The sequence below is a fragment of the Vibrio sp. Of14-4 genome (assembly GCF_022347625.1).
GTDB lineage: Bacteria > Pseudomonadota > Gammaproteobacteria > Enterobacterales > Vibrionaceae > Vibrio > Vibrio pristinus.
Genome location: NZ_JAKRGI010000001.1, coordinates 164,457 through 184,575 on the forward strand (window position 1 = coordinate 164,457; position 20,119 = coordinate 184,575).

The window sequence follows — 20,119 nt, forward strand, 5'->3', positions numbered from 1 at the left end:
GGATTATTAAAAGTTGCCTAGAGCAAGAGCAATGAGCCACATTTTAGATACAGTTGAAACCGTCTATCCATTTCCACCCAAGCCTATCCCGTTGTCTGATGAACAAAAGCAGACACACATAAAAAATATTAAGTCTTTGCTGAAAGAAAAAGATGCGGTGCTGATTGCGCACTACTACACGGATCCTGAAATTCAGGCATTGGCTGAAGAGACAGGTGGCTTTGTTGGCGATTCATTAGAGATGGCAAAGTTTGGTAATCGTCACCCTGCTAGTACCTTAGTTATTGGCGGTGTTCGCTTTATGGGAGAATCGGCAAAAATATTGACCCCAGAAAAGCGCATCCTTATGCCAACACTTGAGGCAGAGTGCTCCCTTGATTTAGGCTGTCCTGCTGATAAATTTTCAGAATTTTGCGATGCTCATCCAGATCATACCGTCGTTGTGTACGCTAACACTTCTGCGGCCGTTAAAGCTCGAGCTGACTGGGTGGTCACTTCTAGCATTGCGTTGGATATTATCGAGCACCTTGATGCCGAGGGAAAACCAATCATTTGGGGGCCAGATCGCCACTTAGGCTCATATATCGCTAATCAAACTGGGGCAGATATGCTGCTTTGGCATGGCGAGTGTGTGGTTCACGATGAGTTTTCTGCTGATGCATTACGCAAAATGAAAGCCGTATACCCAGAGGCGGCCGTTTTAGTCCACCCAGAGTCTCCTGCAAGTGTGGTTGCTTTGGCTGATGCGGTTGGTTCAACAAGTCAGCTTATTAAAGCGGCTAAACAGTTGCCTCAAACCAAGATGATTGTTGCAACCGACAAAGGTATTTTCTTTAAAATGCAACAATTGGTGCCAGAGAAGGAATTAATCGAAGCACCTACAGCGGGGGCGGGTGCGACTTGTAGAAGTTGCGCTCATTGTCCTTGGATGGCGATGAATGGCCTTCAGGCTATTGAAGAGGCGCTGACTCAGGGTGGAGAAAAGCATGAAATTTTTGTTGATGAAGCGCTAAGAGTAAAATCTCTCATCCCACTGAATCGCATGCTTGATTTTGCTGAGCAGCTGAATCTTGCAGTAAAAGGTAACGCTTAAGCATCCGAGTTATACAATATAGATTGTAAAAGCCAGCTTGAACGCTGGCTTTTCTTATTTTATCGGGAAATTAACTTAATAGCCAATAACTGACAGGGTTATCCGGACACTGGTAGGGTCCACATTCAGCAAAAGTGGACAGTATGTTTAGCGCCACGACTGCTAGAGCAAGCAAACAAACCCACTTACCAAGGCCATTCATGGTGAAAGGTTTCGAGCTCCATTCTTCACGCCACATCATTAAGAGTACCGCGACGGCAAAAATAGTTGCGGCAAACAAGACAAATGCCCAAGTATAATAATGCATACCCAAAACAGGGCTGCCATAGCCAGGTGTTCCCGGAATGACATGTAAGGAAATTTGGCGAAGTGAAGTTGCTGCGCCAAATAGTGCGCCTATTAGTACAATTCCATAGTGGCGCTGCTCAGGGCCGTATTTTACGTTGAGCAAGAAACCAAACATTACCATGATAAAACCGATGCGCTGAAGAAGACAAAGCGGGCAGGGCAGCTCATTTAGTGCAAATTGGAGAACAAACCCAATTAATAGCACTAAAGTCATACCAAATAGGCCCAAGGTATTGAGTAGACTGACGTGATCACGATTCATAGCGCTTCCCCTTACAATAAAATAGAAAGTGCATCATTTGCATGATGATGGAACCAGTACACGCTGACTAACACCGTTACGGCAAACATGCCAAAGCTTAAAGACTTCTTGCCGGTAAAGGCACAAAGCATGGTGATAAATAGCATAAGAAATAGTAAAGACATCATAGAATGATCCTTAGTTTGGTTTCGTGAACTAGATTTGCTAACAGTTGTTTGGCTCTAGTCGTAAATATGGGTCTGTGTCTCCATTGTTTCGACAGTCAAATACCTAACTTAAGATTCCAGTATTCAAAGGTAAAGCTGGTGAGTATGCTTGTTGCTTTGAAGTAAAAGGTAGAACAATTTAAGAAATAACACCTAAATTATTGAAAATACTTATCTTAAGTTTGTATGCTGTGACTAGTAATTGTAGTATTCATTACTTGTTGAAATGCGTTTTTGTTGGCGCACAGTACTTAGTCTTTAGAAAATTACAGTGTACCTACGACAATAAAAGTTTTATCACACAAGGTATTGAAAATGATAGTAATTAAAAATCTATCTAAGAACTACGGGAAAAGTAAGGTTGTTGATCAAGCCAATGCAAAGTTTGAGAAGGGTAAGGTGACGTCTATCATAGGTCCAAATGGTGCTGGGAAAAGTACATTTTTATCTATGGCTTCACGCTTATCAGAGCCTGACAGTGGTAGCATAATCGTCGATTGTAAAGAACTAAAAGACTGGAGCTGCAAAGAGTTAGCCAAGCACCTGTCTGTTTTACGTCAGTCGAATTCTGTCAACATGCGTTTTACGGTAGAAGAAATAGTTGCGTTTGGGCGTTTCCCGTATTCTCAAGGAAAATTGACAGAACAGGATCACGCAGTGATTAACCGTTCAATGGAATACCTAGGTTTATCTATCATCAGAGGAAAATTTCTTGATGAGCTAAGTGGTGGACAGCGACAGCTTGCTTATATAGCAATGGTAATTGCTCAGGATACCGATTATATATTTCTAGATGAGCCTCTCAACAACCTAGATATAAAGCACTCGTTAAAAATAATGAAAAACATTCAACGTTTAGCGAGAGAAATGAATAAAGCAGTGGTTGTTGTCATCCACGATATCAACTTTGCTGCTTGTTACTCTGATTCCATTATCGCGCTCAAACAAGGCCAAGTAGTAGCAAGTGGTGAGGTGGATGATGTTATAAACGTTGATGTTTTAAGCAATATATATGAGACGCCATTCAACATCATTGAGGTGAACGGTAAACGCATGTGCACCTACCATTGATTGAAATGCACCCAAATAATTCATTTTCTTTGTTAATGTTTCGAAAGTCACTTATTTCTATACTTATCAATTGATTTCATATTACCAATTGTTTTAGAATAACCTATAAATGCTATTGATTTTTAATATCATTTTTATTTTCTTTCTATGCATTTAAGTATTTCTGACTATCAAAGAAATAGTTACTATAAGGATAATTCGATGGCCATTCCTAAGATCGCTTCCTACACAATGCCTCATACTGATTTATTTCCGGTTAATAAAGCTGATTGGGAAGTAGATGTGAAAAAAGCGGTTGTTCTCGTACATGATTTACAAGCTTATTTTCTCAACTTTTTTGATCAGGCATTGCCTCCTGTTCCTGAGCTTTTGGTTAATGTTAATAAAGTAATTGAAAGCGCTAGGTCTGCTGGAATACCAGTAGTATATACCGCTCAACCCGCAGATCAGGATCCCAATGAAAGGGCTCTACTGACCGACTTTTGGGGAACAGGACTGACAAAAGATACAGAAATAGTGCCTGAAATAGCGCCTCAATCGGGAGACATTCAATATACCAAATGGCGCTACAGTGCTTTTAAGAAAACGCCCTTACTGGAATGGATGAGGGAAGAGCAGAAGGATCAGTTGATCATCGTTGGAGTATATGGGCATATTGGTATTCTCTCTACAGCGCTTGATGGATTCATGTTGGATATAAAGCCTTTTGTTATTGGTGATGCTATCGCGGATTTTTCATCGGAAGATCATTTGTTTACTCTGCAATATGTTGCTGGCCGGACAGGTAATGTAAAATCCGTTGATCAATTTGTTGAAGCCGTTGCTCCTTGTGTCTCACATGGAGAAGTGAGCTTAGAAAGCATGCGACAAGATGTTGCCGATATTTTAGAAGTAGAGTTAGAAGAAGTCGAAGTTGATGAAAATCTAATCTTCCTCGGTCTTGACTCGATACGAGTAATGACGTTACACAGTCGTTGGAAGAAAAGTGGCTTTGACATTGAATTGTCAGAAATGGTGGCGAAAAACACGATAAAAGATTGGTGGGATATTGCACAAGTTCCAGCTTAGCGCAGCGAGATTGGAACGTATTGCCCCCTACAATGAGTAGGGGGAAATAGTATAGAGTTTAAGAGCCATATAGGTCTCTTAGCGCTTTCTTGTTTATTTTACCTACAGGTGTTTTTGGTAATTGTTGACAAAACTTTATATGATCTGGGATCTTATAATCAGCGATACCTTGTGCATGTAAAAACTTTTTGATTGTCACTGGTTTGAGAGTTTCATTTGGGTTAGCGACAATAATTGCACAGCTCTTTTCTCCCAAAAATTCATCGCTTACCGCAATTAAAGCAACATCATGTACACCTTGGTGTTTGAGTATTAGGTTTTCAACTTCTTCGGCGGCTATTTTCTCTCCTCCCCGATTAATTTGATCTTTATCCCTACCGGTTACAATAATGTTGCCTTCTCGCGTCTGACGGACCAGATCTCCAGTGGCGTAAAAGCCGTCCTGATTGAACGATCGTTGGTTATGTTCTGGAGCCCGGTAGTAACCTCTAATTGTATATGGGCCTCTAGTCATAAGGTGACCTTCTTCACCAATAGGCACTGGTATTCCTTCATCATTGACAATCATTATCTCATCATGTTCTGAAATCGGACGTCCTTGAGTTTTGGTGATGACATCGATGGGGTCATCTAAGCGTGTATAATTCACTAGGCCTTCTGCCATTCCGAATACTTGTTGCAGTCGACAGCCCAGAATATCGGATATTTTGTTTGCCGCATTTTCACTAAATTTTGCACCGCCTACCTGAATCAGATTTAAGCTGGATATGTCTTTAGTGGACTCTTCCGCATGTTGCATCCAGAGTAGCGCTAGCGGCGGTACAAGAGCACAGGTAGTCACTTTATGCTTTTCAATCAGTGAAAAGTTGTGCTCCGGAGAGCCATTAGAGCTCAGGATTACCAGCCCACCAGAGAAGAAAGTACCCAGAGAGCCTGGTGAGCTCAGCGGGAAGTTATGAGCGGCAGGAAGTGTGCAGAGATATCGCGTTTGGGCGTCAAACTGACATATTTTGTTACTACCCAGTATACTATAGGCGTAGTCATTATGCGTTCTTGGGATTAGCTTAGGTGTCCCTGTTGTGCCGCCAGATAGCTGGAAAAAGGCGACATTATCAGCACTTGCTTCTTGTTTGCTACAGGGTTCAATGAATAAATCGACAAGCGATGTAATCTCATTGTGTGTAGCTTGGTCTGTTGTAATGGCAAAGTCGAGATTTGTACATTCCTTGAGGAGTTTAGTGGCTGTGGCCTGTGCAGTCTTGCCAGTTACGTTATCGGAAAAAATATAAGCTCTTGCATTTACATGTGTACAGAAATAGCTGACTTCCAGATAACGGTGGGCTGGAAGCGCAAGGACAGGTTTGATTCCTTTTAGAGTAAGCGCAAAGAAACATAAGTAAAACTCAACGCGGTTATCCATTTGTAGAATGACATTATCACCTGAGTTAAGGCCTAGTTTACAGAATCCAGCAGATAGTTGGTAGATTCGATCTATCAAATTACGGTAGCTGTATGTATTGTCTCCACAACGCACGGCTTCTGCATCAGGTGTATCAACAGCCACTTTGTTCAGATGATCGAAAAGCGTTTTGTCTTGCCAGTACCCAAGCTGTTTATACCTTTGGCTCATGTTTTCTGGCCATGGTGTAAAATCAATATTGGACATGATTACCTCTTATTTTATGCCGTGAGTAAGTCGTCAACTTTAATGCCCGCTGCACGCAAAATTGTAGTCATCTTCGCGCCTGTTTCTTCAAGCTCACTTTGTGGCGAAGACTCATTAACTATCCCTGCGCCAGCATAGATTGACATAGAATTTTGACTAACCTCAGCGCACCTGATAGTCACCACCCACTCACCGTTACCTCTTGCATCGCACCATCCGACCATCCCAGTAAAGTATCCACGTTCAAAGCGTTCAATCTCTTTTATTGCTCTATAGGCTGATTGGCGAGGAAAGCCACATACTGCGGGAGTAGGGTGGAGATCGGCTGCAATCTTGAGAGAGCTAATGTTAGGCTCTTGCGTTTCACCTTTTAACACTGTTGATAAGTGCAGCATCGTCTCTGTCTCAATCACTGATGGGAACATCGGTGTGTATAGATTATGGCAATACTGACCTAGTACTCTTTCTACTTCCTCAACAACGAAACTGTGTTCATTCAAGTCTTTCTGTGTGTCTAACAGTGAAGCACATGCACTTTCATTTTTAGTTTTGCAGCTAGATTTTGGGCGGGATCCTGCGAGTGGATTGGATAAGACATGGCGACCTTGTTTTGATAGGAGTAGCTCTGGGCTTGCTCCCATTAGCTTTGAACATTCTGATATTTGAGAGCAGTAAGTGTAACCATTAGCATTGATGGATAATAGATTTTTCAGCAAAGAACACTGATCAATATTGTTATCTGTCGCGATTTTTACAGAGCGAGATAGTACAACTTTCGATAATTCACTGGTATTAAAAAGATTAAGTAAGTGTGAAACACCATTTTTATACTCATCACCGCTTGGAGGTGAAATAACTTTTGCCGTCTGCGATAAGTCTTGCTGAGCACGATAATTACTTGTACTACCTGATATGTAGAGAGTTTCAGGAATGCAGAATTGGGTGGGAGTACCTTCGTCAAATGGAACGGTAGCAAACAAGACAGGGTTACTATTTTGTTTCGTTTTCGCTTTTTCAAGAAGTGTCTGAGCAGTGCTTGCCAATTGTGCAAATGGTATGGACTTCCTCAACTGAGTTTGAATCCCAACTCCAAGCATTGAATTGGTAGGGGAGGCAAAGAAAAACGGTGAATCATGCAATTTTTTAGTAACTATTTCGTTGGCCATTTGTGAAAAGCCAACAACTTCTCGTTTCATAGACGATCCTTATTCATGTTTTATTTTTTCCCATATAACTACTGAGCCCGAATTGGGGGAATTAGGTAAAGGTACGCCATCAATGAGTACATAAGTTTACCTTTAGAAAATAGTCAGGATCCTTAGTTATTTAGTGTTGGGATGCATATGGTATGTTTAAATAATCTGAGCGAATTATAAATTAGATTGATTATCAATAGCAATTGATAATTAATATCAACTAGTGATTTAAATAACACTAATGTCAGATCTTATAGATAACTTTATAGTTTGTGCTGAGAGCCCAGTGGTGTGTATCTTCTCTTTTTGAATTCAAGCATACATAGCAGCCAGAGTAAGGCGCCTAAATTGGATTGGCTCAGGAATATTTCCTGAGCCAATCATATTAAGCTTCGACTGCAGTCAATATGTTCTGTTTTTTTACTGCCTCGTTTAGCTGATCCAAGAAAACTAGTGTGTCTTCCCAATCCAAGCATTCATCGGTAATCGATTGACCATAGTTAAGAACACCATGATTAATTTTCTGGTTACCTCCGTTCAAGAAGCTTTCACACATAACGCCTGCGATATTTTTCTCGCCTAGGGCGATTTGAAGAGCAATATCATGTCCCACAGATAGTTGATTTTTAGCTATTTTCCCGCTGTTTGCATGACTACAATCGATTACAACCCGTGGAGATAAATCATTGTCTATTAATTGCTGCGAAGCTTTTTTTACATGTTTTGAAGAGTAATTTGGCTCTATTCCTCCTCGGAGGATAATATGGCAATTGTTATTGCCCTGTGTTTGTATTGCTATGTCCTGATTGTTGTTTGCTTTAGCCAACAAAAGGTGGCTATCATGCGCCGCATGTATCGCGTCAATGGAAATGTCTACATTGCCATTAGTTCCGTTCTTAAAGCCGATAGGGCATTGAAGGCCTGATGCTAATTGTCGATGTGGCTGTGATTCAGTTGTGCGGGCACCAATAGCACCCCAGCATACTAAATCTGCAATGTAGAGTGCGATATTGGGGTCTAGGAACTCATTTGCTGTTGGGATACCCAGCTCCAAAATCGATTGCATTAATTGGCGGCTTCTATAAATACCGCTGAGTATATTAAATTCGCCATTCAAGTCTGGGTCGACAATAAAACCTTTCCAGCCGTTACGTGTTCGGGGCTTTTCAAAGTACGTTCGCATTACAAGCTTCAAAGTATCTTTATAGGCACTTTGAATCTTAGATAATCTAGTTGCATACTCGATAGCAGAATTGGGGTCATGAATTGAACAGGGGCCTATAATCACAAGCAATCGGGGGTCATCCCCTGATATTATACCTGCGATCTCTTTTCTTTGATCAACTATAAATCTTTGAAGTTCAGAAGTATTACTGGTCTGGCCTAAAATACTCTCTAGGTTTGGTAAAGGCATTAATGACTTAGCATTGATGACATTATGTAAAGCATTCATGGATGTTATCCGTTAAATCGGGTTACTAATTTAAGGCTTCAATAGTTAGTTATGAAGACAGAAATGGGTGACATTGGGATCAGTGCACTAAAACACGCCTAATTATTTTTATATAGATTGTTAATAAGGAGCTGCTGATCTTTAATCCTGTGACTCGTAGATATTAAAACTCAGTAGCTCCTACCATACTTAGGCTGGCTGAGTATTGACTGCGGATGTTTCGCTATATTGACTCTCAGTCCGATGCTGTTTTGTAATGACGCGTTGATTTTTGACTGTAAGCTCTATACTTGGGTGCCAAATGGCCGCCTCTCTATGTGTAACGACAATGACGGTAGAATTTAGCGATTTTATATGTTTTGCAATTTGTCGCTCGGTATCCTGATCAAGAGCTGATGTTGCCTCATCAAAAATAACGACAGGCGCCTGTTTGATTAGCGCTCTAGCGATAGCGACTCTTTGTCTTTCCCCTCCGGATAACGCTGTTCCTCTTTGACCGACAGTTTGATGTATGCCTTGTTCGGAACGGCCTATAACATCTTCTAACTGTGCTAATTTGGCAAATGACTCAACTTCTTGATCACTTGCGTTAGGGTTACCCAAACGAATATTTTCAGCTAATGTGCCAGTAAAAACGATAGGGTCTTGAGCGACATAAGCAATATGTTGGGTTAAGTTTTTGTACTTAATCGTTTTCATATCTATGTCACCAATTGAAACAGTACCCCGGCTCGGATCATCAAACCTCATAAGTAAACCCAGTAAGGTACTCTTACCGCCACCGCTTGGCCCATTGATAACAACAGTTTCACCTGCGTTTATTTTTGCTGATACCGATTTTAGAATATCTAAGTAGCTAACATTATTCACGTTCAAATTATTGTGCTTGGGCTCTTTTGCTACATCTTTATGTGGCTCTGATAAGACAGGGACTTGTGTTAACTGATGGTAGTTTTTGATTGAAGCTTTAACATCATTGATCGCGAAGCCTGATAAAGCTAGTTCACTTAACGGCGCCGACGATCTAGTTATCAGTATCAATAAGGCCAAAATTAATAATGGTTGTGTAGTGCTTGTATAGACTAAATAAGTGGTGACCCCAGCAAGTGGCAGAATTGTGGCAAATGTTGATACTAACGTTGCCATAGATGCAGCGCGATTTATTTTGGAATACACTTTTTCTTGTGCTGTCCAGTTTAGCTCGATACGTTCAAGCGAACCTGCAGGGCCAGCGGTAGAACGCAATAAATCTAGGTGGTCAATAAGCTCTAAAGTCGATTGAGTAGCTTGGTCGTCAGCTTTATGCCTGTCACTATCTGAGCTGCTCAGGCGTTGCTGTGCTTTGTATTGTATCCATAAAGACATACTTAGTAATACAGCACTAAAGATGGCGAGGTTTAAGCCGCCGACAATGCCAATACCAATAACCAAGAATATGGGTAGCAATGGAGCATGCAAAAAGGTTTGCAGTTGATGAGCAGGAATTGCCATGAAACCTGGTATACCACGCTCGGCCAATTGAGTAACCTGTGTACGATGTTTTTCATTAAACCAGGCCAATTTGGCAGAACTTAGCGACTGACCTAATGCTGAATAGAGATCGCCTGCTAGGCGAGCTCCAGAAAGAAACCCTGAACGTGTGACAAAAATGGTTACAGCAACAGCAATACCAGCGGCGATTATAACGCTCATAGGACTCTCTTGTTTGACAATCGCTAATGCGAGAATAACATATGCGATGGCTTCAAATGCAGCGACAAGTGTCCAACCAGCACCAACTCGATACAAGCGTTGTTTTGCTGACTTTGGAAGTGCTTGGTTTGAAGAATGGTGGTCGTTTTTCATACTTCTTCATCCTGTAGTTGAGCGTTATAATTTAATGAGAGAGTAAAGTCAGTCATTTGTGCAAGCTTCGAATCATGGGTTACTAAAACAATGCTCTTATTTTTTTTGTGTGCTAACTCGATCAAATTATTCATAACGACTGTTGCCACTTCCTGATCAAGAGCACTAGTGGGCTCATCTAGAAGGAAAAACTTGGCATCACATAGAAATACGCTTGCTAAAGCAACTCTTTGCTGTTGCCCTCCAGAAAGTATGCTGGCATCTGAATTGAGATCTAAATCCAATTGAGCAGCATCCAATGCGTCGCGAAGCATGTCGTCCGATGCGTCGGGAGCTGTCAATAGCAAGTTTTGCTTTATCGTTGTTTTGAGCACACCCATATTCTGTGGGAGATAACGTATGGCATTGTGTCGTGACTCTTCGGAGAGTTGCGATACGTCAAGGTTATCTATGGTTATACTCCCAGCATTAGGCTTTTCTTGACCCGCTAAAATACGCAACAATGTAGTCTTACCTGCTCCGCTTGGCCCCATAATAGAAGTTACCGTGCCAGATGAAAAAGAGTAGGTGAGATCCCGTATTATCGTTTTTGAGTTATTAATAACAGTGATGTCGGATATTTTTAAAGAATGTGGTGTGGTATTAAGGTTATTACTTCCATAGTCAATGGGCGTTTCGCGTAAAAACTCGCTGATAGCTTTAGCGGCATTTTTACCAGCGGCAACATAATCTAGCCCATGGCCGAGTTTGAGCACGGGTGTGACGACAGCGAGTCCAAAGAAAAAGACGGAAGCCATTGCTGCTGGTGTCATCTGATATGTAACCGTATATGCAAGTGCAAATGTGGCAACGGCTTGGAGTAGAGAAATTGCTATGGCTGCAGGCAAGGCAACGCTTCCAACCCACTTGACTATGCCATGGGTAAAACGTTGGGTGGAGTCATTATAATTTGCCATTGCCCCAGACTGGCTGCCATAAATTCGGTTAACACGAATACCTCGGACATAATCATTTACTGCCGTAACAATGTCTCCCATGATATTCATTCGTTCTGCGCCATATTTGGCCGCGAATTTTGGTAAAAACACGAGATAGTATAACGATGCCATTAGACCTGGAAGTAATGTGATGAGTGCGACTGGTCCTGCTAGGTTGAGCATAATGATAATAGAAACACATGGGACGAGGATGAAGGTAATAAACTCACCAGGCAGATGAGCAATCATATGATGTAAAGTATTGATATCCTCCGAAGCCAAGCGACGAAGTTGATTGTCACCATATCGGGATAGGGTTTTACTTGGCAGTCGCGTCAAGTGTTTTGCAACTTGACGACGCACTCGCGCAGAAAATAACGATTCGGCATCATGAACTAGCCAAGAAGCACATGATGAGATTAAAGCACTGACTAACCACAGCCCTATAGCGCCATATACCCATTGACTGGAGAGATCATCGATAAGCTGTATTAAACATAGCAATGCTCCAATCTTTGTTAGTGCGGCCAAAGCTTCAGCAAAAGTGCCGAGAGTAAGTTTTCCTATTGATGGCTTTAAAGCGGGCATTAACGTTGAAGTAACGTAGTACTGGCCGATCTTATTTATCATTCAAATTCTCCTCCACTGATATTCAAATCGGAGTAAAATGTGTTTATTGAGCAACTAAAGCCCTTAGTAAGTTTCATAGTTAAGCCTAATTATCTGACGTTGTGGGATGATTTGTTAATTCTGACCACTGACACTCGGCAGCCTAGATTCAGGCTGCAAGTCATAAATGATATCTTCGATAAGCGGATTTAGTTTTTCTCTACAGTCAAGGTGTGGCATTGTTATTATGTGTGCAACGTCTCTTGATGTCGCGAGAGAGTGCTTACGCCACACAGCTTCTGAAGGAGATGGGAAAACAACAGTATTAGAATTTTTATTTCTCCACGCTCTTATACCTGCTTGCTGAAGCCTATCAATGGTGTAGTCAGCCATTTCAAAACACAACCTTACCTTTCGCCGCCAATCTGACGTTGAATGACTTTTTATTGCAGTCCACATAAACAAAGCGTTATGACCATTCCTTGAACCACTAATGGTCTGATCGCGTGATGAGATATAATCAACCTCAACAGAAACCTTGTCCACCATATGGCGTTTTGCAAGCACTACACCACAAGGGATAGGTGATCCAATCATCTTATGTCCTGAAACACTGATTGAATCAATGCCATCCTCAAAAGAAAAAGGATGAGGTTCATCCACATAGGGCATGATCATTCCACTAAGTGCAGCATCAGCGTGAATATAATAATCTTTTCTTTCAATTCCTAATAATGCGATATCATGCTGGATTCTTTCAATATTATCTATTGCACCACGCATAGTAGTTCCAATGTTTGCAAAAATAATAGGGTTATTTTGTTTGTCATTTCTAATATTTTCTACTAAGTGTTTGTAGTCTATTTCACCATTAGATAAAGCACGTATTTTTTTTGCAGGAATATTAAGTAGTCGAACAATTTTATCTACGGAATAATGAGTCTCTTCAGAGTAGTATATAGTACCTGTTGGAAATAACTCACGAGCTAAATAGCATGAAAATAAATTTCCCTCGGTACCACCATTAGATATATACCCCCAACTATCCATGTAAGGTATTCTAAATAAATTGGCAAAGAATTCCATAACTTCTTTCTCAAATTCGAAAGTATTCAGTTTGTAGTTACTCTCTTCTCTCCAATCACCACAATTATTTAGGGAGAATTCCATAAACTTTTCGAGTATAGAATAATCAAAATCTGCTGATTCAGGGTAGCCGACGTTAAAATATTGATTTTCCTTACAATAAATCCAAAAATTATTGAGTTTACAGAGATCCTCATTAGATAGTTTCATTATATTGCCTATTATACATGGTCTAAATGGTTTTAGGCGCACTGAATAATTTGTGCGCCTAAAAAATAAATATTATTTTTATATTATCCGATTACTATGACACTTCTCTTTTCTTCTAAAATCGCCCACCAACTAGTAAGGCAGGGGTCATTACTTAACTCTTGATAATTAATATTGATGCCAAGCTGGTTGAGCTCTGTAATCAGTCGTATCATGCGAAGTGAGTCAAAGCCACAATTGATTAAGTTTTTTTCTGGGTCTAAATGTTTCGCGTCATCAAGTAAAGCATTAACTTTTTCACAAAGCCATTGATAAGTCACTACTGGTTTGGGTTCTAGCACCGTTTGTGTGTTGATTACGTAACCCGTATAGTTGGCGACATAATTCAGAGCATTTAGATGATCTTGATAAGACAAATCTGCAATTGCATCACTGACGAGAAAAGCTTGTATATTTTTTTTAAGTGCATCCGTTACCGTTATTCTACAGCCCAGATTGGCATACAAACCTGTGATCAAAAGTTGGTCTCGCCCTAATTCTTTAAGGTGCTGAGCCAATTCGTCTGATTGCATTGCGCTATAGTGTGATTTGTCAATTAAAATATCCCCTTCTTCGGGTGCGACGAAAGATGTAATCATTTTTGAACAAGGGGGAATCTCTTCGAAGCCCCAAAAATCCTCAATTAGCGGATGGTCATGAGTTATGGTGTTAAACGTTATCTGCGTATAAACAACAGGTATGTTTTTTTGTTTAGCCCATTCTTTTATTTTGGCAATATTGCCTAACAAAGTGGGGAGTAAAACTGAATCAGACTCGTAAATATCAACAAAGTAGCGCTGCATGTCATGTATCAGTAGCACCGCTCTGTTGGCTTCGAGCTGCCAGTCGGTTTTATTTAAAAATGAGGTCCTAGTTGGCATTGGATAGCTGACGTTTGTTGGTAATGGCATGGCCTTATTCCTTTAATTTTCTTTGGCCTTCAACAAGGCAAATTGATAAAGAGATTATTGCAACAAGTTTCATTTTAGTGCACTATGCCGATTCCGTGTGTCAACATACCTAAATGCACATAGGTTCTTATCTATCCACTATGTACATCTAACCTGCCATTTGAGGCTCTAATCCAAATGAGAAACCCAGCTATAGGTGACATGTTTCTCTTATCTAGCTAATAATAATTAAGTTTTTATTGAAAATGATTATTGTTTGCAAAATAATGGCGCTTAACAAATGAATTGTCAACAAGGGAAAAACCATAATGAGTCAAATGACACCTATGCAGGCTGCGTGTTGGTTTGGAAGGGAATCGAATGCTCAACTTGGCGGAGTCGCATCACATTTATATATAGAATTCGATGGCGAGAATATTGATCTTTCAAAGCTCAGCTCCGCATTAGTGAGCTTGTATCACAGGCATGAGATGTTGCGCTTAACCATCGTACCGTCAGGAGAATGTTCGATTCTTGACGTTCCTAACGATAGCTTTTTAGAAGTGGATGATTTTTCACACCTATGTGTTGAAGATAGGGAAAGAGCATTGGCTGAGAAGCGACATGAATGGGCACATCAAACACTTGACTTAACTCGAGGTCAGGCCGCTCGATTCTCGGTTAGTTTAATATCTGATACTCATTTTCGCTTGCATATAGATACTGACATGATCGCTGTGGACCCAGATAGTTGTCGGATAATGATTGAAGACCTAGCTATGTTCTACGAAGGGATAGCTCCGAATAATAACCAAATGTCGACTTTTTTCTCTTGGCATGAAAAGTCAAAGGCTGATCCTGAGTTAAAGCGTCAGAGAAAGGCAGATAAGGCATGGTGGAAGTCCCAACTAGATACAATTGCTCCAGCCCCATCTTTGCCATTTCCAGATGTAATTCCTGATCAAGCAGATAGTCAACATTACTCAGCCTGGTTTGATTCAGTTCAGCGTAATGCACTTGTAAATCTTGCTCGACAACGATCTATTACTCCTTCGAATTTAATGCTTGGTATCTTTGCGCGTGCCTTGGGTAAGGCAACAGGAGACGAGACTTTTAGAGTCAATGTCCCCACGTTTTGGCGTCCGCCTATTGAGCTGGGAACAGAAAACATAGTGGGAGATTTTGTCAATTTTGTTGTTTTGAGTGTTGATCTACATGGGGCCAAAACATTACTTGAATTTTGTAATGGCATAGCGGATAGAATGGCATTAGCGCTGGGACACAGTCGATATGATGGTGTTAATATAATGCGGGACTTATCAGTAAATCACGGCCAAGCACAGCTTGCCCCGATAGTATTTACTTCCGCAATAGATTTACCCAGTGGTGACCTCTTCTCATCTCGTGTCCACAAATACTTTGGCAAAATGAACTGGACGATTTCGCAAGGCTCTCAGGTTGCGCTTGACTCTCAAGTAGTCAGCATTGATGGTGGCTTGATGATCAATTGGGATGTTCGTCAGGAAGCTATGCCTGAGGAATGGACATCAGCGATGTTTGAACATTTCATTGCACTGACTAAAAGTGTTATTGCTGATCCCTGTTTATTAGACGTGCCTTTGGAAAGTCTGCAGTCTAGGTTAGTTTGTGAATCAAGCTTAACTAGTGATCTGAACCCTATGCAGCGTGCTTACTTGTTGGGTAGGACAACACAGATGCCATTGGGTGGCGTTGCGATGCAGGAGGTATTAGAGTACAGAGGTAGTTTGTCACCTGCTAGTATTCGTCGTAGATTGTCGAAAATGGTGGTCAAATATCCCTGCCTCAGAGCCTTTATTGATAGCAATACACTCAAACTTCATATCAGTAAATGCCCTCAAGTTAACATAAGTCACTTCGATTTAAGTCACTGTACAGAACAAGAAATAGATAACGAACTTGTACGATTCAGGTACGAATATAGTCATACTATGTTTGAACTTGAGCAGCCACTCTGGAATATTACGACATTTTGTTTGCCTGATAATACCACTTATGTATTTGCGCGTTTTGATGCTTTAGTTCTTGATGCTCGTTCTATTGCTTCCTTGCTCGTTGAATTGTTTAACGAACAAGTTCCATTGATTCCTGCTCTAGAATCAGAGAACGAAGAGATCGAAAGCCCAACAAAACGAGCTGAAGATGAAAACTATTGGCTGAAAAAGCTCTCTTCAGTTGAGGGCCCTATTGACTTTCCATGGAAGAAACCACTTGAATTAATATCTCGATCCCGCTACCAACGCCAGAGCCTAGAAATCAACAAAGATACAGTCAAAAAACTTATTCGAGTCGGCGGCAAGCAGGGCCTATATAAGAATACTGTGATGATGGCCGCTGCGATGGAGGCTCTTGCAGTTTATGTTAATGATGGCAAGCTTTGCGTTGCTGTGCCCGTGCTACCTATGATGACAGCTAGCTACTCCAGCCAATCAAGCTTTATTGCATTGCAATGGGAAGGTCATTTGGAAAGCTTTGTTCAACGCGCAATAAGTTTACAATCGGATACATTGGAAGGGCTTGGACATCTGTCATTTTCCGGAGTGGACCTAGCGCGTATTTTGTTTGATCGCTGTGGACCTGCTCCCACTTTACCCATAGTTATCACCAATGGATTGTCATGGCCAGCTGTTAGTAATGACTCACAAATGATATTGCAGCGCGGGATCACTCAAACACCCCAAGTTGCAATGGATGTTCGATTTGTTGCCCAAGCAGATGGTGCGATTACGTTTAGTATTGATTATGCTGTAGAAGCGATAAATGATGATTTAGTTAAGTCAGTATTGAACCATATTGACGCCCTGTTAAATCATATGGCAGAAAGTACTCAATTTACGGCAATACCGCTTGAACATATCGGATTAACAAATTCTAGAGTCTCTGAGTTTTTTGATTTACCGCCCAATAATTCAAACTCGCTTCAGAAAGCTATTTTTGATTTGTATTGCAGAGTTATAGGGGTAGAGCAACAGGCTGATTGGGGCGATGATTTGCAGTTTACTCAGTTAGGATTAAGACCCAATCATCTCAAGCAAATCAGTGCAGAGTTAAACAGTCAGTTGCAACTGGATTTACCTATCATGCAGCTTATTCGTTGCCGTGATGCTAATGAAGTTAGTGCTTTGGCCGAGCAGCAAATGGCTGTTTGAGTTCTGTTTTAGCTAAACGCATGTAATAACATTTACTCGGTTCAGGCGGTATACAATAAATGCTTGGAGCTACCTAACCGCCGAATCATTCCATTGTTTTAATTTTATACCAAGGAAAAAAAGTGGATATAACTATAAAAGATATTATTGGTGTTGGTATTGGACCATTCAATTTGGGGCTAGCGGCATTGACATCTCATCACTGCGAGCTTGATGCCGAGTTTATTGAGTGTAAGAAAGAGTTCAGTTGGCACAGTGGGATGCTACTTCCCGGCGCCACATTACAAGTTCCATTTTTGGCTGATCTAGTGACTATGGCCGATCCAACTCATCCACTAAGTTACTTAAACTACCTCAAGCATCATGATCGTTTATATCAATTTTATTACTACGAGACTTTTCTTGTTCCCAGGAGTGAATACAACCATTACTGTAAATGGGCTGCTGGACAGTTACAAAACTGTATCTATGGGGAAACTGTAGTTAATGTAAGATATCTCGAGCAAAAAGAGTGTTTTGTTATCGATAGTCAATCTCATGATGGCCAGCAAATCACACGCTACAGTCGAGATCTTTCTGTTGGGGTGGGGACCGTACCATGGTTACCTGAATGGGCAACGAAGGCAAATCACTCGCTAGTTCAACATTCAGCCGAGTTTGCCCATTTACGAGAGCAACTAAATAAGTGTCAAAGCGTTACTGTTGTTGGTTCTGGTCAAAGTGCTGCTGAGTGTGTACTCAACCTGTATAGAGATCTGACAGAGCAGCAAATTAATGCAGGTGCAAGAGTGAATTGGATCACCCGCTCGGCAGGCTTTCATCCCATGGAGGCTTCCAAGCTGGGGCAGGAGTGCTTTACACCAGCGTACATGGAGTATTTTCATTCTTTGCCTCGTGAAAAGCGTCGAGATATTGTCTCGGGGCAGGGGCTTCTTTATAAAGGGATCAGTGGCTATACAATTGCCGACATCTTCGACTTACTATATGAACGATCTATTGGTGGACGCGAAGCTGGTCTCAATCTTTATTCCAACAGCCAGGTCAATGAAATCATTACTACTGATAATGGTAAAAGTTTTGAAGTTTTATGCTTTCAATCTCAGCAAGAGAGGGAGTTTTCGTTTAGCACTAATGCAGTAATTTGTGCGACGGGTTATGTACACCAATGGCCAAGTTGGTTGGAAGCGCTAAAAGGCTCTGTACTTGCAACCGATGATTATGGAGATTGCATTGTGGAGCAAGACTTTATTGCTCAGCGTTGTGACCAAGGTAGCGGACGTATTTTTATCCAAAATGCGGAAATCTTCCAGCATGGTGTTGGAGGTCCAGATCTTGGTATGGGCGCCTATCGTAATGCATCAATAATCAACCAATTATTAGGTAGAGAAGCCTATCGACTACCTGCTAAGTCAGCGTTCCAGAACTATGGAGCACCCAGCCTGAAGTAATTACGATTGATAAGAATAAGGGCACGCTATTAGGCTATTGTGGATGTGCCCTTACTCAGATTCTATTAGAGCAAAAATGGATTTTGACCATCGCATTTTAGATTGATTTCTCCATGGTTAGTAAATTCCATAATTCTCCGTCCCATGATTGCGTACCTTTCTCATGAGATATAGCGACAAACCCTAATGATTCGTAGCAACGTTTTGCAATAGTGTTTGTTTCAAATACTAAAAGTGATAGTGTTTTTACGTGATGCCTTTCCTTCGCCTGCTTGATCAGCTGTTTTAGCATTAGCTTTGCAATGCCGTTCCCGCGAACATGATTTGGTACAAATACTCGACATATACGGCAGAGTTCCTCTGAAACCTGGACTAATTCGACATAACCCACCGCTTTTCCCTCTTTTGTGAATATAAATGGGAACACATTGGCTTGAGTGTAGTGTTGATTGAGCTGGGTATTATCGAGAGGGAACCTAAATGTTGGGCCTCCCCATTGATAATTGAGCTTCTCCGAATTGATCCAGTTAATAAGGTACTTGTGATCTCTGGGAGTGAACGCTCGAAGCTCCATCATTTACTCCTTAGTTAATATGACATTAATGATATATTTCATGAGCTTATATGAGTATCGATAGAGTATCAATGCATCGTTTTATTACGGATTTAAAAATAGCCATCATTCAGATGGCCATTTTAGAGGGTTAGTGAGCGAGTTGTTTGGACAATGCTCGCATACACTCCAACATTCTCTCAGGTTGAGAAGTCGCATAGAAATGATCGCCTTTGATAACCTGATGCGACACCACATGACTGCACCAAGATTGCCAAGCATCGACTTCAGAGTAGTAAGCTTCTCGATCCTCGTCACCTGAAATAAGAATTGTTGGGACAGTAAGTCGATTTTCACGGCTTGGTGGACTGGTAAATAAGTAGTCTTCTGTCGCTGCGAAATCAGCCCTAAGTGCGGGTAAGAAGATTGGCCACCAGCTTGGATTTTCGGCCAAACTGTGGTCACAGCCCCCCATATCAATAAGATGCTCGACAAAAGTCCTATCATCACAATCACCAACTAGGTGCCTTCCCTCTATATGAGGTGCATGACACCCAGATAAGACTAATCCTTTGGGTGAATGACCCAGTTTAACCAGCATTTTACACGCTTCATGGGCGACTTGTGTCCCCATGCTGTGGCCGACAAGGGTGACCTTTTCGATGGCCAATTTATTATTGAGTATGGTTTGCACTACATCTTGCGCTAATAGACTAACTTTATGTAGTAAAGGTTCATCAATTCTATTCTCTCTTCCTGGGTAAACCATAATAGAAACGGTCTCATTCTGCAGGGAAAGAGCACGCCAGGTTCTAAACGCACTACTTGCTCCTCCCGCATATGGACAGATTATATAGTGTGTACTTTCAGACTCTTCTTCAGAATGAGCAAGTGTTACCAACGGATTCATT

Annotated in this window: 16 protein-coding genes; 5 read left to right on the plus strand and 11 right to left on the minus strand. The window is 41.2% G+C overall.

The window, feature by feature from the left end; genetic code table 11:
• Positions 1-31 precede the first annotated feature (31 nt).
• On the plus strand, positions 32-1,093 hold the full coding sequence (nadA, locus tag MHN79_RS00745) for a quinolinate synthase NadA (protein ID WP_239171264.1): 1,062 nt from the start codon (positions 32-34) through the stop codon (positions 1,091-1,093).
• Positions 1,094-1,163: 70 nt separating this feature from the next.
• On the opposite strand, the gene MHN79_RS00750 is transcribed toward nadA, so the two are convergent.
• Complete coding sequence (locus tag MHN79_RS00750) at positions 1,164-1,703, minus strand: disulfide bond formation protein B (RefSeq protein WP_152430118.1); 540 nt, start codon at positions 1,701-1,703, stop codon at positions 1,164-1,166.
• An 11-nt stretch (positions 1,704-1,714) separates the two neighbouring features.
• On the minus strand, positions 1,715-1,870 hold the full coding sequence (locus MHN79_RS00755) for a DUF5993 family protein (protein WP_239171265.1): 156 nt from the start codon (positions 1,868-1,870) through the stop codon (positions 1,715-1,717).
• Between the two features lie 354 nt (positions 1,871-2,224).
• On the opposite strand from MHN79_RS00755, the gene vctC reads away from it, so the two are divergent.
• A complete protein-coding gene (gene vctC / locus MHN79_RS00760) occupies positions 2,225-2,980 on the plus strand; it encodes an iron chelate ABC transporter ATP-binding protein VctC (protein WP_239171266.1) in 756 nt (251 codons plus the stop codon).
• A 201-nt stretch (positions 2,981-3,181) separates the two neighbouring features.
• The gene (locus tag MHN79_RS00765; protein WP_160926743.1) at positions 3,182-4,048 is read left to right on the plus strand and encodes an isochorismatase family protein; all 867 of its coding nucleotides are present in this window, start codon (positions 3,182-3,184) and stop codon (positions 4,046-4,048) included.
• 58 nt (positions 4,049-4,106) lie between these two features.
• Here the strand turns inward: MHN79_RS00765 and MHN79_RS00770 are convergent, their stop codons facing one another.
• From MHN79_RS00770 to MHN79_RS00800, 7 genes are all read right to left on the minus strand, one after another.
• Positions 4,107-5,714, minus strand: coding sequence for a (2,3-dihydroxybenzoyl)adenylate synthase (locus MHN79_RS00770; protein ID WP_239171267.1), 1,608 nt, complete (start codon positions 5,712-5,714; stop codon positions 4,107-4,109).
• Positions 5,715-5,728: 14 nt separating this feature from the next.
• Positions 5,729-6,910 carry an isochorismate synthase gene (locus MHN79_RS00775; protein ID WP_239171268.1) on the minus strand — a complete coding sequence of 394 codons (1,182 nt, stop codon included), beginning with the start codon at positions 6,908-6,910 and terminating at the stop codon, positions 5,729-5,731.
• Positions 6,911-7,295: 385 nt separating this feature from the next.
• Positions 7,296-8,363 carry a 3-deoxy-7-phosphoheptulonate synthase gene (locus MHN79_RS00780; RefSeq protein ID WP_239171269.1) on the minus strand — a complete coding sequence of 356 codons (1,068 nt, stop codon included), beginning with the start codon at positions 8,361-8,363 and terminating at the stop codon, positions 7,296-7,298.
• Positions 8,364-8,552: 189 nt separating this feature from the next.
• Positions 8,553-10,208 (minus strand): ABC transporter ATP-binding protein, encoded by a 1,656-nt coding sequence (locus tag MHN79_RS00785; RefSeq protein ID WP_239171270.1) that lies wholly within the window; start codon positions 10,206-10,208, stop codon positions 8,553-8,555.
• Positions 10,205-11,815: an ABC transporter ATP-binding protein gene (locus MHN79_RS00790; protein WP_239171271.1), complete on the minus strand. Its 1,611-nt coding sequence runs from the start codon at positions 11,813-11,815 to the stop codon at positions 10,205-10,207. The genes MHN79_RS00785 and MHN79_RS00790 overlap by 4 nt, the downstream gene beginning before the upstream one ends.
• 114 nt (positions 11,816-11,929) lie before the next feature.
• Positions 11,930-13,090 carry a histidine decarboxylase gene (locus tag MHN79_RS00795; RefSeq protein ID WP_239171272.1) on the minus strand — a complete coding sequence of 387 codons (1,161 nt, stop codon included), beginning with the start codon at positions 13,088-13,090 and terminating at the stop codon, positions 11,930-11,932.
• Between the two features lie 83 nt (positions 13,091-13,173).
• Positions 13,174-14,040: an isochorismatase family protein gene (locus tag MHN79_RS00800; protein ID WP_239171273.1), complete on the minus strand. Its 867-nt coding sequence runs from the start codon at positions 14,038-14,040 to the stop codon at positions 13,174-13,176.
• 308 nt (positions 14,041-14,348) lie between these two features.
• Here MHN79_RS00800 and MHN79_RS00805 point away from each other — a divergent pair, with 308 nt between their 5' ends.
• On the plus strand, positions 14,349-17,207 hold the full coding sequence (locus MHN79_RS00805; RefSeq protein ID WP_239171274.1) for a condensation domain-containing protein: 2,859 nt from the start codon (positions 14,349-14,351) through the stop codon (positions 17,205-17,207).
• Between the two features lie 122 nt (positions 17,208-17,329).
• The gene (gene angU / locus MHN79_RS00810) at positions 17,330-18,655 is read left to right on the plus strand and encodes an anguibactin biosynthesis histamine N-monooxygenase AngU (protein WP_239171275.1); all 1,326 of its coding nucleotides are present in this window, start codon (positions 17,330-17,332) and stop codon (positions 18,653-18,655) included.
• Between the two features lie 97 nt (positions 18,656-18,752).
• Here the strand turns inward: angU and MHN79_RS00815 are convergent, their stop codons facing one another.
• Positions 18,753-19,232 carry a GNAT family N-acetyltransferase gene (locus MHN79_RS00815; RefSeq protein WP_343283921.1) on the minus strand — a complete coding sequence of 160 codons (480 nt, stop codon included), beginning with the start codon at positions 19,230-19,232 and terminating at the stop codon, positions 18,753-18,755.
• 127 nt (positions 19,233-19,359) lie between these two features.
• Positions 19,360-20,118, minus strand: coding sequence for an alpha/beta fold hydrolase (locus tag MHN79_RS00820; protein WP_239171276.1), 759 nt, complete (start codon positions 20,116-20,118; stop codon positions 19,360-19,362).
• Position 20,119 lies beyond the last annotated feature (1 nt).

Bases quoted from the DNA above. Each gene is read 5' to 3' on its own strand.
- MHN79_RS00800 (WP_239171273.1), bottom strand. From the start codon at position 14,040: ATGCCATTACCAACAAACGTCAGCTATCCAATGCCAACTAGGACCTCA.
- vctC (WP_239171266.1), top strand. From the start codon at position 2,225: ATGATAGTAATTAAAAATCTATCTAAGAACTACGGGAAAAGTAAGGTT.
- MHN79_RS00795 (WP_239171272.1), bottom strand. From the start codon at position 13,090: ATGAAACTATCTAATGAGGATCTCTGTAAACTCAATAATTTTTGGATT.
- MHN79_RS00785 (WP_239171270.1), bottom strand. From the start codon at position 10,208: ATGAAAAACGACCACCATTCTTCAAACCAAGCACTTCCAAAGTCAGCA.
- MHN79_RS00755 (WP_239171265.1), bottom strand. From the start codon at position 1,870: ATGATGTCTTTACTATTTCTTATGCTATTTATCACCATGCTTTGTGCC.
- nadA (WP_239171264.1), top strand. From the start codon at position 32: ATGAGCCACATTTTAGATACAGTTGAAACCGTCTATCCATTTCCACCC.
- MHN79_RS00805 (WP_239171274.1), top strand. From the start codon at position 14,349: ATGAGTCAAATGACACCTATGCAGGCTGCGTGTTGGTTTGGAAGGGAA.
- MHN79_RS00775 (WP_239171268.1), bottom strand. From the start codon at position 6,910: ATGAAACGAGAAGTTGTTGGCTTTTCACAAATGGCCAACGAAATAGTT.
- MHN79_RS00815 (WP_343283921.1), bottom strand. From the start codon at position 19,232: ATGATGGAGCTTCGAGCGTTCACTCCCAGAGATCACAAGTACCTTATT.
- MHN79_RS00780 (WP_239171269.1), bottom strand. From the start codon at position 8,363: ATGAATGCTTTACATAATGTCATCAATGCTAAGTCATTAATGCCTTTA.
- MHN79_RS00770 (WP_239171267.1), bottom strand. From the start codon at position 5,714: ATGTCCAATATTGATTTTACACCATGGCCAGAAAACATGAGCCAAAGG.
- MHN79_RS00790 (WP_239171271.1), bottom strand. From the start codon at position 11,815: ATGATAAATAAGATCGGCCAGTACTACGTTACTTCAACGTTAATGCCC.
- MHN79_RS00750 (WP_152430118.1), bottom strand. From the start codon at position 1,703: ATGAATCGTGATCACGTCAGTCTACTCAATACCTTGGGCCTATTTGGT.
- MHN79_RS00820 (WP_239171276.1), bottom strand. From the start codon at position 20,118: ATGAATCCGTTGGTAACACTTGCTCATTCTGAAGAAGAGTCTGAAAGT.
- MHN79_RS00765 (WP_160926743.1), top strand. From the start codon at position 3,182: ATGGCCATTCCTAAGATCGCTTCCTACACAATGCCTCATACTGATTTA.